We start from the raw sequence: 12458 nt of genomic DNA, 5'->3' as shown, positions 1-12458 counted from the left end.
GCCCTGGCGGGATGCACCCAGGTGGATGTGCCGAACGACACCCGTGTGGCATGCATGATGACGTTGCGGGTACTGGCGCGCGTGAACGGGGGAATGAGGGCGACACGTGGGATCCCATACCGATGGTGACGGCTGTACGGGGCCGGGCGAGCACCTGATGCGCGCCGGCTACGCCCTGGACGGAGACGACGGCTGCATAGCCGACGCCCGCCACCACGCCGTCGCCTTCCTCGACCAGGCCCACGCCGACCATCACCTGCCCGTGGCCGCACGCGTCAGGGACCTCACCCGGCTGGTGGTCAGCGAGCTGGTCACCAACGCCCTCAAGTACGCCCCCGGCCCCGTCCTGATGGAACTGCGCATCAACGCCCACGCCGTGGACATCGTCGTGTGGGACAGCGACCCCACCGTGCCCGCGGCCCGGGCCGCCGATCCCGGCAGGATCGGCCAGCACGGCCTGGAGATCGTCAAGGCCGTCACCGAAGTCATGTTCGTCGAGCAAGAGCCGGTCGGTAAACGCATCACGGCCCGCATCGCCCTGTCCGACACACCCAGCAGCAGCGCCGCCGCCGCCCGCAGTCCGACGTAACGGCCATCTGGGAGCAGCCCCGTACCTACAACAGAGGCCGGGCACGTCGAAGGTGGAGGAGCATGTCGGGCAGACCAAGATCTCTCATTGCCCTGTCGATCGTGGACTTCATCGGGTTGCCCACGAGCAGTGGGCTGATCGCCGCTGCTGCCTGGAGCAGAGCCACCGGGATCCACAGCCGCTCCACGGTGATGTCCGCTTCGCCGCCCTTGGGCTCCGTGGTGAGCTTCAGCCTGCCCTCGTCCGTGATCAGGAACGCGTCGGCGGTCGCACCCGTGGTGTGCGAGTAGGCGGACTGATGACGGTAGACCGGATACACATCAGCGGTGCCGTACGCCTTGACCATGTTGTCGAAGTTTTCCAGCTCTCCCGTCAGTCTCTTATGGATTTGCTCGCTCTCGTCGTTGGCGAACACCAGCGGCTCGGACGACGGCGCATCGACCGGCTCCGGCAGGCTCCAGGCGCTGCGCCCTGAGCGGCGGGGAGTGGTACTCGCCCTACGACGACCGCTACCTCAACGGCGCCCGCGGCTTGGACATCGACCACCTGGTGACGGCACCGCCCACGGCGGCAGGCCGGCCTCGGCAGCCTCGTCCCACGCGTCGGGCAGCAGGTCGAGGACGGCGATGAGCAGCATGATCCCGGACGCGGCGGCCGGCACGAGCACGGTAGGGCCTGGTGCTCGCCGCGCCGCCCAGGCTCCTGCCACCGTGGCCAGAGCCACCAGCGATGCGGCCACCAGCACGCGGCGGGAGGCAGCTGCCCGGCCGAATTGCCGGCGGGGTGCGTGCCGGCCGCTTCGAAGGCGCACAGGATGGTTTCTCCCTGGTCAGCGGCGGGCGGCGTACTAGCACCGGCGCCGACCCGGACGTAGTCACCGGCCCTGGGGTCAGCGGCGGTAGCAGTAGGAGTCGGAGGAGGCGTCGCCGCCCTGCAGGCGTGTCTGGTGCACGCGCCGGCCGGCGAAGTCCTCGCCGTGGGGGAAGAAGCGGCCGTCCACCGACAGCCCGCCGCGTGAGGTGTCGGCGTCCAGCTTGACCATCCACGGCTCGATGCCCGCGGGGTAGAACTGCTCGTCCCAGGCGGCGTACAGGGAGTTGGTCAGGTAGACGCGCTGCCCGTCGCGGCTGACCTCGACCATCTGGGCCCCGCCTGTCAGAGGCACGTCGGGCGCGGCGGGGTGCGGCCGGCGGGCGGTGATGCCGCCGAGCCGCACGGCCGCGGTCCGCCTGGGTTGCCGCGGGTCGCTGACGTCGTACTGGATGAGGTCGCCGGTGCCCCACGCAGACACGTACAGCCACTGGTCGTCCACCGAGAGGTCGATGTCGGTGATCAGCGGGGGCACGGCGCCGAACGGCTTGAGTGCCGGGGGCAGGTCCTCGGTCGGGGCGGGCTCGGCGGGGAGGGTGATCACCTTGGTGACGTGGAAGTCCTCGCCGTCGCGGTGCCAACGCCACACCGAGGCCGACAGGTCCTCGACGTCGACGACGGTGTTGGTGAATCCCCAGGTGGCCTCGGGGTCGTGCGCGGGACGCAGTTCCAGCACCATCTGGTGGGCGTCGCCCAGGTCGACCTGCTGCAGGTGCCGGCCGGTGTCGAGTTCCCAGAAGTGCAGGCAGTGGCCGTAGCGGCGCTCCAGCAGCAGGTCGGGGACGAGACCGTCCTCGATCATGGAAGGGGTTCCCCACTCGCTGGTCACGGCCATGTTCTGGGCCAGGTGCCACCAGATGTCGTAGGCGAGGTGCTGCGGCCCGCGCTCGCTTTCCCAGCCGCGCAGCACGTCGAAGCTCTCGTGGTCCAGCAGCGCCACGCCGCCGGGGCCGTCCGCGCCGTCCGCGCCGCCCAGGCAGGAGAGGAAGACGCCGTCGGGGCCGCAGTGCAGGGTGTGGGGGCGCGAGTACCCGGCTTTGGCGGCCAGTTCGCCGGGCTCGACCGTCTTGACCAGGCGGGGGCGGGCGGGATCGGGGGCGGTGTCGAAGACGTGCAGCCTGGAGGAACGCAGTCCGGGGACGATGAGATAGCGGCGCGCGGCGTGGTGGTGGCCGGCATGGGCCAGCGCGCTCGAGCAGGCGTTCCAGCCAAAGTGGTGCAGTTCGTTGCCCACGCCAGGCACCTCGGCGCGGGCGATGACCCGGCCGTACGCCGCGGAGCCGGGGTCGGTGCCGACGGTGAACAACACGTCCGGGCACACTCCGGCCGGGTCGAACCCGACGACGTAGGCGAGTTCCTCCCCAGGCGCGGCGACGGCGTCCGCCGGGGTGCGGTACAGGGTCGGATCCTGGTGGCCGTCGTCGTGGTGCGGGTGCTCGGTCGTCGTCATTGTGTGTTCCTCACTCGGCGAACACAGGGGCCAGGGAGCGGGTGAACCCCCGTCACGGACGGGCCGGCTCTCTCGTCCGCCGTCGACGTGCGGTGAAGGACGGATATGCCACTGTTTCCGAGCGTTTCACGTCCCCGGGGCTCTGCCACGGCGCCCGGCCGCGGCCAGCGCTGCCGGCCACCGACGACCAGGGCCGATGATCCGGGTGCCGGCGCACTCTCTGGTGTCGACGCGGCCGCCGGTGCCCTCCTCGCGGCCTTTCCCCGCCCTGCGATGCCGCACCGTTTCGGCCCCGGCACCCGTGAAACCCGGACCTGGCCCCTGCAGGGGGTTCGGCTCTCGGCAGGGCCGGTGCGTCAGGTCGGGCTACGGTCAGGGCCTGCTCGTATGCGTTCACGCAATGTACGGACGGCGTTCGGGAAGCGCACGCGGCTCAGCCGGACAGTCACGTCCCAGGCCTACCCCCACTCCACCCCGAGCTTCCGCGGTGCGTCGTGTCCGGTGGCGGTTTTTCTGATCAGGGGTGGGTGGGCTGGCCTGCGTTGATCAGTTTGGCGTGCTGGTGTGGTCGGGGATGTGGGCGTTTCGGCGGGGGCACGGGTGGGGTGCAGGCTCGCTGTGTGGGTCTGGTCTGCGGCTTTGTCAGACAGCGGGCTGGGCGATCAGGACGTGTCACTTACGCTGAGTGGTTGTTGGTATGAGGCGCCGTTCTACGTGTGGTGCGGCAGAGGGGCAGGCTTTGCGGCTTCGGGGGCCGTAACGATGGATGGGGTGGCGCAGAGTATGCATGGTCCGATAGCCACCGGCTTGCCGACGCCGCCGTCGTCACCGGCGGCCTCCGACACACACCGGCCGGGCCCACCCTGGCGGCGCCCTCGCACCAGCCCTGGACATACACCACCGGCGGCGGGGTCGAGTCGTCGCCGGCGGTCGTGGAGGGCACCGTCTACATCGGCAGCCACGTCGAGAAGGAGTACGCGTTGGACGCGGCCACCGGTCAGGACGGTGCCCCATGACCGGGTCAGTCGGCTGTCTGGGAGGACCCGTTCCGTGCGACAGCCCCCGTCTCCAGCACGCCGAGCAGGGCGTGCATCTTCCACTGGTCGACCACTTCGAGGTAGCCGGCGAGCACCTTGGGGTGCGGGGCCCATCCGCCCTGCTTGGCGATGACGATGTTCTGGTGCGCCCATGCCTCTCCGTGGGGAGCCGCATCCCCAGGGAGAGGCGTGGCGCTGGCCCGCGTTGGTGCTGGGGTGTTTGGGAGGAACGGCAAGGCCGTGCCCTTCCACCACGGGGGAGTGGATGAGCGGGGCCGTCGGGGGTCCGCCTTTGGCCGTACAGCTACTGCTAGCCGTGCGGCGTTAGGGCGCTGGCCCGGTTGAGGCGGCCGTACAGGCCTGCGGCCGGGTACTCGCAGAGCGCCCACAGTGCCGGTCGATCCAGGCGGCTCCGAGGGAGGCCCATCCCCAGTCCACGAGCAGGGCGCCGTGGCCGGTGATGAGGACGTTGTGTGGGTTCCACTCGGTGTGCAGCAGGCTGTTCCCGGCGAACCAGGACAGCTCTTGCGGGTCGTCCACGAACGTCCGCAGACGGTGCGGCATCGTCTTCAGCTCGAAGCCGGGCGCGGGGACGTCGGCGAGGCGGCTCATGGTGGGCAGGTCGGGGGAGCCGGGCGTGTAGTCGGCGTGGCCGCCTTCCACGTACTCGAAGCCCAGCAGGCTCCAGCCGTCCTCTTCGATGTGCCACAGCTGCCGCGTGACTTCCCGGACGACCTGGAGATGCGCGTGACACACGAGACGATCTACCAGGCGTTATACGTCCAAGGCCACGGAGAACTCCGCAGAGAACTCGTTCGGGCTCTGCGAACGGGACGAACCCGCCGCAAACCCCAACGGCACGCAGCCAGGCGTCAACCACGCTTCGCGACACCGATGGTGATGATCAGCGAGCGGCCGGCGGAGGCCGCTGACCGGGCAGGCTGCCTCCGACAGCGTCAGCGTGTAGCAGCGCGTCCGAACGGGCCCTGCGGGTCGTCCTCCATCGAGGAGCTCGCACGGCACATGTTGTAGAGCGGAAGGTCCGTCCCGTGTCACAGTGGCCAGGTGCTGCCTGAGAGAGGCTCACGGCCAACCGGCCGGCGTGGAAGGCCACATGCGGTGTGTCTCGCCCTGCTGTGCGCTCTGGTCGCGGGTGCCGTCGCGTTGGTGTTGTGGGTGCCGGAGTTGTCCGCCCTGGGCTGGGCGGCCGTGGCCGCAGGGCTCACCGCGGCGATCGCCGGAGTAGTGCAGGCGCTGGTTACGTCGGGACTCGGCAAGGGGAGGGAACTGGTCCTGGGCGGCGTGTCTCCGATCGTCGTCCAAGCGGTCTCCACTCACCAGGAACTCAACCTGGCAGGGCAGGACGGCCCGGCACGCCAGGTGCACTGCGGTTACGTCAGGATGAGCGTTGAGGCGCTCGTGCCCCATGCGGTCGTGTTGCGGCGGCTCGAGGTAGTCGTGGACGGTCGGCGTCCCGCGCTAGACCCACTGTCCACCGTGCACGTCGGGACCCCGCATCTCGCACCCCTGATCCACGACGGTCGGCCGCGGGGGAGGACGAGCCGTGGCGGGCGCGCGCGGACGCAGCGTCGACGCTGTCGCCGGGTGAGCATGCAGCGGGTGGAGGGCTGTCCGTGCTACGTCGGCGCAGCACCGGCCTTGTGCAGCTCCGCCGGCAACTGCGGCCGGATTGCGGCGAAGCCGGGGTGCGGGCGCGGACCGACGGTCTGCGTGCTGGGTACTTCCCCTGCCGAGACCGGCGTACGTACGGGCTGTGCCACGGCTGACAAGTCGGCGACGGTCGGTCCACCCGTGACCTCTGGGAGGATCAACCCGTGCATCTCGACGTGGTGTTCTGCGAGGACAGCATTCATTTCCCGCCCCATCACCTCACCCGGGCCGGCGTCCCCGGCGACGGCACCATCGGCCCCGCGCTGATCCGCGACGCCGACCCGCAGGCAACGCCGCCGGAAATCCGCACCCATCAGGGGCAGACCCTCCTCATATCCGCCAACCAAGGCGCGCGGCTGGAAGACTTCTGCCGCGCTCACGTCATCCGGGTCCGCCCCCGCCGACCCGATGTGTGGGGCGACCTGCTCGGGCCCTTTCTCGTCCCTGTAGCACCCCGCGACGAGGCGGCAGCCCTCGCCCGCTTGCGCCGGACAGGACTGACCACCATCGACGTCGGTCGGATCAGGGACAGGGTGGGGCCGTTGATGAGCGCGTACAACGCCTTCTTCCAGGACGATTTCCACCTGGGTCTCGCCGACCTCCTGAACGCGGCGGCCTGCAGCGAGTCCACCGCGCACCTGCGTAGTGGCCTGGGCCCCCACGCCGAGTTCTACGCCTGGGCGATGAAGATCGCAGACCTAGGCGCCTGCACCTGAACCACGACCGGTACCGGCAGCACTCCGGCAAGCCGGTCCGGGCACGGAAAGCCACAGCTAGCGTGCTCGAGTCCGTCGGGGGCGGGAGGTGACTGCGTGGACAAGGCAAAGATGCAGGTCGTGCAGTCGACGGTGATGCATGTGCGCTGCCCGGACCGACTGCCGCAAGAGTCCTACCGGCAGGTGCTCGAGCTCCTGGCCGGGCTGTCCCCGACCGTCCAGGCGCTGCCGCCGACGTGTGCCCTGGTGGAGCTTAAGGGGGCGCTGCGCTACCACGGCACCGATGCGGCACGTCTGGGCGAGATGCTGCGGGTGCGGTCGTGCGGTCCATCTCCCGTCTCGGAGGCGATGTCCGGGTCGGCATCGGCCCCACGATCACGGTCGCCGCGACCGCCTCAGGTCAGGTCCCCGGTCCCGGAGGCGCCCTCGCCGTGGCCTCTGAGCAGATCACCGAACGGCTCGGGCCGCTGCCGGTCGAGGCCCTGCACGGCATCGGCCCCGCCAAGCCGCCGTGCTGCGCGAGTACGGCATCCACAGTGTCGGCCTGCACGTCACCGTCTCACCAGCCACCGTGCAGCGGCTGCTCGGCAAGAAGTCCGGCCGCCTCGCCGCCGACCGCGCCCGCGGTATCGACCCCCGCTCAGTCGTCTCCCGCGCGCTGCCCGCCTCCGCCTCCGTACGACACCGCTTCCCCCAGCACACCCTTGACGGCGCCACCGTGCGCGCCGCGCTGCTGGACCTGGTCATCCAGCTCGGGCACCTGCTGCGCCGCCGGGACCAGGCCGCCCAAGCCCTGACCGTGACCTTGAAGTTCGCAGGCGGCAGCAGCTGGGAGAAGACCCGCCGCCTGCCCGAATCCTCTGCCCATGACGAGGGCCTGCGCATCATCGCCTACCAGCTGATGGACGCCGCCGGCCTGCAGCGCGCCCGCCTGACAGGCATCGTTCCCCGGAGCAAGGACCTGATCGGCGCCCGTCAAGTAGCCCAACAGAGCAGCCTCGACGCCGCCCGCGAGTCCCACCTCGGACCGGTGCAGCACGGATGGTGGGGCCGCGAGGAGGTCGCGCGGGACAAGTTCCGCCGCTGGGTGGGGGAGTACGGGTCCATGCCCGGAGCCCGCGTCACCCAGGCGGTTTTTAGCCCCTGATTTAGCCTCCTCAAGCCTTCTCGCCCGCTACACGGCCGGGGCGCTCGGTCGGGCGTCCGTCAATCGGCGGTCTGTGCCGTGGCCTAGACCACCTTCGACGGGGGCGCTGCCGAAGCCGCCTCTCTGCTGCCCGAAGCATCTCTCGAAGCGTTGGCCTTCACTTCAAGATCAGTTACGATTAGCGCCGTCTTGTGTTCGACCCGACTTTCTGGGTCTATAGGGGGATCGTATGAAGTCCGGTAGCTCTCGAATCGGTCGGCGAGCCATTTCCGTGTTGGCTTTCGCCGCCACGGCGACGGCCCTGGCGTCTTCACCGGCCTCTGCCTCTGGGGTGGGTAACATCATCAACATGAACAGCGGCAAATGTCTTGAGGTCGCTGACTGGAGTCAGAACAACGGCGCTGCTGTTCGCCAGTGGACGTGTGGCAACTTCCAGGCGAATCAGGTGTGGTACGAGGAGGTGAATATCGATGGCACCATCCAGATCGTGAATCAGAACAGCGGCAAGTGCCTTGAGATCGCGGACTGGAGCCAGGCCGACGGTGCCATTGCGCGCCAGTGGACCTGCACGGGTGGCGATAATCAGAAATGGGTCGCTGAATGGTACAACACTGGAAAAGTTTACGTAAACGCCAACAGTAGCAGGGTCCTGGAGATTGCCGACTGGAGTAAAGCCAACGGCGCTATCGCCAGGCAGTGGGCGCCGGGCTGGCAGCCGAATGACGGGATTCAGAAGAATCAGGCCTGGGGGATGGTCGGGCGGTAAGTCTTACCTCTTCTCCCGTGGTAGGCCAGTCGGGAATCCTGCGAGCATCAGCGTATCCGAAGCTTAGTACTCCAGCAGCGGTTCGTGTCCTGATCTGCGTCTTTTGTAGTGGCAGCGGCGGGCGATGGCCTGGCGGTGTCTTCTCCAGGCCGACCATGCCAGTGCGTGGGCGGCGGGGTCGTGGATGGCTCGGGGACGGGGCAGGAGAGCGTCCAGGAGTCGCCGGATCTCCGCCACGGTGAGCGGGATGAGGGCTGATGCGTTTCTGCAGCCCCCTTTGTGCCGTTGCTGGCCTGGGCTGCAAGTGCGGTCAGGACTGCGTGGGCGAGCATGGCCAGGGTGATGTGCTGGTACCAGCCCACGTATCGGCGAACCTCGTACTCGTCCATGCCGCACTCGTTCTTCGCGGCCTGGAAGCACTCTTCGATTGCCCAGCGGCTGCCAGCGACGCGGGCCAGATCGGTGATCTCGACGTCGCCGGGTGCGTCGGCCAGGTAGTAGGCGATCTCGCCGGGGTCGGACAGGCTGCGCCGGGCCATCACCCAGCGGTGATGGGTCGGCGGGTCGGGATCGAAGATGATGTTGGCAGGGAGTTTGGCCGCGGCCCAGTCGTAGACTCGCGGGCCCTTCGCCCCTTCCCCGCAGGACAGCCGCTGCCAGGCATCAGCAGGAGCATCCTCGATGAGCTGGTCGATGCGCCAGATCCCGGCCAGGGATTTGATCTGCTGGGACTTGGGCACCGCCACCACGTAGCCGACGCCGAGCTGCTCGAGCAGCCGGCGGAAGTGCCAGTCCTGTCCGTAGGCCTCGTCCGCGGTGACCCACGCGGCGGGCAGGCCGGCGGCCAGGCAGCGGCGGACAATGTCCCGGCCCAGCTCGCCCTTCGTTGCGAACGTCCGCTCGTCAGGAATCTTCGCGGCCCGGCACCGCTCTCGGTCGGAGGTCCAGGACTTGGGCAGGTAGAGCTCCCGGTCGACCAGAGCCCGGCCTGAGCCGGTGGCGTAGGCGGCGAACACCCCGATCTGGCGGTTGTCGATCTTCCCGGAGGTGCCGGTGTATTGTCGACCGACCCCGGCCGAGGTGGTGCCCTTCTTGATGACCCGGTGTCGTCGATGATCAGCACCCCGTCGGGTCCCAGCCGTTCCGCCACATGATCGCGGACGTCGTCACGCAGGGCGTCCGCGTCCCAGACGCTGCTGTTCAGCAGCCGCTGGAAGCCATCCGGAGTGCGGTGACCTGCCCATTCCGCGAGCTGCCAGCCGTTCTTGCGTGTCGCCCGCCCCAGCAGACCACGGACGTAGTCCCACATCCGCCACCGCAGATCCGCCCTGACGAACCTGCCCGCTACCCGAGCGAACACCGACTCCAACTCACCAGCCCAGACCGCGACTTCAGTCATCCCCTCCATACCAAGACAACGACAACTGCCAGCTCAAGACGCGAACCGCTGCTGGAGTACTAGCCCCTGGCACCCTCCTAGTGGCTGTGGGCCCCGACAAGGTCCAACGGTGGGCAGAACACCGGGACGCTGCCCCTGCCCGTGGCAGTGCAGCGTCATTTGCCGTACGAACCAAACGGGTCCCACCACGGCATCCAGCAGACGAGCACGGCAACTACTCCCACCACGACAAGGGACCATTGGACCCACCCTGCGAACTTGTTTGCCCTCGTGCGCAGGGGCGCATCCAACAGTCCTACGTCCTCGTACATCTTGGCGAGTGACTCGACGGAGAGGGCACCGACTACAACAAGCAGGAGCCCTGTGGCGACCGCCCCAGGTGGCCCGGCAAACCAACTCAGCACAGGCCCGGCTTCTCCCGCCAGGGCCAGCAGAGCGGCTACTTCCAAGAAGACGAGACCCGCAAGGGTCAGAACTTGATTCTTCAGGTTCCTCAGGATCGTTGCATCTACGGAGGGCGCTGGAGGCCGCGACGCCGCGTCGATGACTGCCTTGTGTACAGCCCTGGCCTCCACCGCTACGGCGAGGATGGCCACGGGGATGACCTGGGCCAGTACACCAGCGAATGTTTGCGCATCGGTCACTTTGTCATCCTGACGGTCTCACATTCTGCCCGATAGCTGCCAATTGCGAGCAATGCTCGGTTCCACTCATTTGCGGGTATGGTCCGCGGGTAGCTCTAACCGGCACACCCGCTCCAGCTAGTGCTGGGTTCCTCTTTCGGTGGGCATAGCTGCTGGTAGCGGGGCAGTTGCGGGTGCTCGGGGGCGGGTGCTGGGTCATGGTGCTGAGGGCACGGCCGGGACGTGACGAGGGCGAGCAGGCGGTGGTCCACCGCCTGGCGTCGGCCAGAAAGGCGCCGAAGGATGTGGTGGAGCGGTGCCGGATGGTGGAGCTGAGCTGGGACGGGTGGCTGGTCCCGCAGATCGCCGACGAGCTGCGGTGTGGTCAGAAGACGGTGCGCCGCTGGCTGCACCGCTTCAACCGCTCGGGGCTGGAGGGCCTGGAGGACCCGGGCGGGCAGGGCCGCAAGCGAAGGATCGCCGAAGCCGAACGCTCGAGGATCGTCGGCCTGGTCAAGCAGACCCGCCCGGGCGGCTCGAGGTGCAGCCGTCGAACGACATGTGGGCCGCGGACGAGTCAGGGCCCTCGGAAAACCCTGGACACGCTGGCCGCCGGGGCCCGGGACCGGGGCATCGAGGTCAGCCGCTCCCAGGTGCGCCGGATCCTGCTGGCCGAGGGCGTGCGCTGGCGGCGCACACGCTCATGGACGCCCTCGAGAGATGCGGACTTCGAGGGAAAAGGACGCGGATCGTCGAGCTCTACACCAGCCCGCCCGTCGGCGCGACGGTCGTCTGCACCGACGAGCTCGGCCCGGTGATCCCCCGCACCTTCCCGCCGGCGCCGGGCTGGTCACCGGACGGACACCGCATCAAGAACGAGATCGACTACTCCCGCGGACCGGAGAAAACCTGGGTCTACGGCGCCTTACGCGTCCGCGACGGCCAGGAACTCACGATGACCGCCACCTCCCGCAACAGCGCCTTCTATCAGCAGTTCCTTCAGCTGGTCGAGGACGCCAACCCCGTCGGGGACATCTACGTGATCACCGACAATCTGTCCTCGCACAACAGCGTGTCCACCCGGACCTGGCTCGAGGACCACCCCCGCATCAGGCACGTCTTCATCCCGGTCGGCGCCTGCTGGCTCAACCTCCAAGAGGGCTGGTGGCGCATCTTCCGCAAGACCGCCCTGGCCGGACGCTCCTTCGGCGACCCAGGCCACATCACCCACGCCACCGAAGTGGCCACAGCCCAGCTCAACGCCCGTGCACGACCCTGGCGTTGGGGCAGACCCGCACGGCCCACCAGGCACTTACGCCGCCGCTATGTGTACATCCTTTGAGGAACCCAGCACTAGGACAACGCTTGGCTCGTGCCGCGTACGGCCGTGATGAAGCCAGTGCTGGACGGATTGGCTGTTGGCCGGCCGTAGTGGTCAGCGACGGCGTCCAGTGGATGGATCCGGGTGTGCCAGCCGTGGTCGCCCAGCCAGTCTGCGGTTTTCGAACCCAGGCCTCCCTTCCACAGCGAGGTGATGTGCGCGACCGACGGATCGTCGAGAACAGTTCGCCAGCTGCGTCCCCGCTCCAAGACGAGCCGGCTGACAGGGGCGGACAGTTCACCGACCGTGGTGAGCAGCCCGGCCGCCTCCTCTGCGGTGAGATAGACCAGCAGGCTTTCGACACCCAGGCGGTTGGCTGCGCCGGGTTGAACCCCGCGTCGATCAGCCGATCGGCCCAGTCGGTATGCAGCAGGTCCAGGGGAAGGGCCGTTCTGTCGCAGCGCGCTACGGCGGACTCCGCCGCCAGCACACGGTGCTAGAACTCGAAGACCGGTTGCAGGTCGAGCTCGTACAAGCGGATCCCACAAGGCCAGGGGAGACGGTAGGCGCGGGTGTCCAGCCCGGCTGCGAGCAGGACCACCTGGTTGCAGCCGGAATGCAGAAGCTGGTCGTCGTAGAAGCGGGTCCGGATCACCGTCTGGGCCCTCAGGACCTTCGCCAGCGGACCGGGGCTGTGCGGTCGTATCGGCTCTCCCGACGCGGCCAGAAAGGCTGCGCATACGGGTCATTGAACAAGGCGTTGCTGGCTGCGCTCTCGTCAGCGCGGACCTGGGCCACGGCCAGCGCCGTTTTCGACACGGTGCTCAGCAGCTGCCACTTCGTCATGATGCCCCACCGTGCAGCCCTGT

11 protein-coding genes and 3 pseudogenes are annotated in these 12458 nt (G+C 68.6%); 7 read left to right on the top strand and 7 right to left on the bottom strand.

Going from position 1 to position 12458, the window contains the following annotated elements:
• The first annotated feature begins 106 nt into the window (after window positions 1–106).
• Window positions 107–589, top strand: a complete 483-nt coding sequence (locus tag JK359_RS35870) for an ATP-binding protein (RefSeq protein ID WP_201843818.1) — start codon at window positions 107–109, stop codon at window positions 587–589.
• A gap of 25 nt (window positions 590–614) precedes the next feature.
• Here the strand turns inward: JK359_RS35870 and JK359_RS35865 are convergent, their stop codons facing one another.
• The 4 genes from JK359_RS35865 to JK359_RS35845 all read right to left on the bottom strand — a co-directional run bounded on the left by JK359_RS35865 (window position 615) and on the right by JK359_RS35845 (window position 4702).
• On the bottom strand, window positions 615–1004 hold the full coding sequence (locus JK359_RS35865; protein ID WP_201843817.1) for a hypothetical protein: 390 nt from the start codon (window positions 1002–1004) through the stop codon (window positions 615–617).
• Window positions 1005–1478: 474 nt separating this feature from the next.
• Window positions 1479–2909 (bottom strand): selenium-binding protein SBP56-related protein, encoded by a 1431-nt coding sequence (locus JK359_RS35860; RefSeq protein ID WP_201843816.1) that lies wholly within the window; start codon window positions 2907–2909, stop codon window positions 1479–1481.
• Between the two features lie 1021 nt (window positions 2910–3930).
• Window positions 3931–4182, bottom strand: coding sequence for a hypothetical protein (locus JK359_RS35850; protein WP_201843855.1), 252 nt, complete (start codon window positions 4180–4182; stop codon window positions 3931–3933).
• A gap of 88 nt (window positions 4183–4270) precedes the next feature.
• Entirely contained in the window at window positions 4271–4702 is a 432-nt protein-coding gene (locus tag JK359_RS35845; protein ID WP_201843814.1) for a protein kinase family protein, read from the bottom strand.
• On the opposite strand from JK359_RS35845, the pseudogene JK359_RS39555 reads away from it, so the two are divergent.
• The 4 genes and pseudogenes from JK359_RS39555 to JK359_RS35830 all read left to right on the top strand — a co-directional run.
• Window positions 4658–4885, top strand: a pseudogene (locus JK359_RS39555) (IS30 family transposase); the annotation flags it as partial. The gene JK359_RS35845 and the pseudogene JK359_RS39555 overlap by 45 nt on opposite strands.
• Before the next feature lie 896 nt (window positions 4886–5781).
• Window positions 5782–6333, top strand: a complete 552-nt coding sequence (locus JK359_RS35840; RefSeq protein WP_201843813.1) for a hypothetical protein — start codon at window positions 5782–5784, stop codon at window positions 6331–6333.
• Window positions 6334–6844: 511 nt separating this feature from the next.
• A complete protein-coding gene (locus JK359_RS40490) occupies window positions 6845–7480 on the top strand; it encodes a DinB/UmuC family translesion DNA polymerase (RefSeq protein WP_372445519.1) in 636 nt (211 codons plus the stop codon).
• A 229-nt stretch (window positions 7481–7709) separates the two neighbouring features.
• Window positions 7710–8246 carry an RICIN domain-containing protein gene (locus tag JK359_RS35830; RefSeq protein ID WP_269139074.1) on the top strand — a complete coding sequence of 179 codons (537 nt, stop codon included), beginning with the start codon at window positions 7710–7712 and terminating at the stop codon, window positions 8244–8246.
• Between the two features lie 281 nt (window positions 8247–8527).
• On the opposite strand, the pseudogene JK359_RS35825 reads toward JK359_RS35830, so the two are convergent.
• Together JK359_RS35825 and JK359_RS35820 are read right to left on the bottom strand one after the other, a co-directional pair.
• Window positions 8528–9654: pseudogene (locus JK359_RS35825) on the bottom strand (IS701 family transposase); the annotation flags it as partial.
• A gap of 146 nt (window positions 9655–9800) precedes the next feature.
• Window positions 9801–10289, bottom strand: coding sequence for a hypothetical protein (locus JK359_RS35820; protein ID WP_201843811.1), 489 nt, complete (start codon window positions 10287–10289; stop codon window positions 9801–9803).
• A 197-nt stretch (window positions 10290–10486) separates the two neighbouring features.
• On the opposite strand from JK359_RS35820, the gene JK359_RS35815 reads away from it, so the two are divergent.
• Window positions 10487–11086: a helix-turn-helix domain-containing protein gene (locus JK359_RS35815; RefSeq protein WP_236678981.1), complete on the top strand. Its 600-nt coding sequence runs from the start codon at window positions 10487–10489 to the stop codon at window positions 11084–11086.
• Window positions 11083–11610: a transposase gene (locus tag JK359_RS35810; protein WP_307788427.1), complete on the top strand. Its 528-nt coding sequence runs from the start codon at window positions 11083–11085 to the stop codon at window positions 11608–11610. Before JK359_RS35815 ends, JK359_RS35810 begins: the two co-directional genes overlap by 4 nt.
• Here the strand turns inward: JK359_RS35810 and JK359_RS35805 are convergent.
• Window positions 11525–12244: pseudogene (locus JK359_RS35805) on the bottom strand (class I SAM-dependent methyltransferase). The gene JK359_RS35810 and the pseudogene JK359_RS35805 overlap by 86 nt on opposite strands.
• Window positions 12245–12458: the final 214 nt, after the last annotated feature.

This window comes from Streptomyces actinomycinicus (assembly GCF_016741775.1).
Classification (GTDB): domain Bacteria; phylum Actinomycetota; class Actinomycetes; order Streptomycetales; family Streptomycetaceae; genus Streptomyces; species Streptomyces actinomycinicus.
The sequence above is the reverse complement of the archived record's forward strand: the minus strand, read 5'-3'. Positions and strand labels throughout refer to the sequence as shown.

Excerpts from the sequence above, each read along its gene's own strand:
- JK359_RS35830 (WP_269139074.1), top strand. The coding sequence starts at position 7,710 with ATGAAGTCCGGTAGCTCTCGAATCGGTCGGCGAGCCATTTCCGTGTTG.
- JK359_RS35815 (WP_236678981.1), top strand. The coding sequence starts at position 10,487 with ATGGTGCTGAGGGCACGGCCGGGACGTGACGAGGGCGAGCAGGCGGTG.
- JK359_RS35860 (WP_201843816.1), bottom strand. The coding sequence starts at position 2,909 with ATGACGACGACCGAGCACCCGCACCACGACGACGGCCACCAGGATCCG.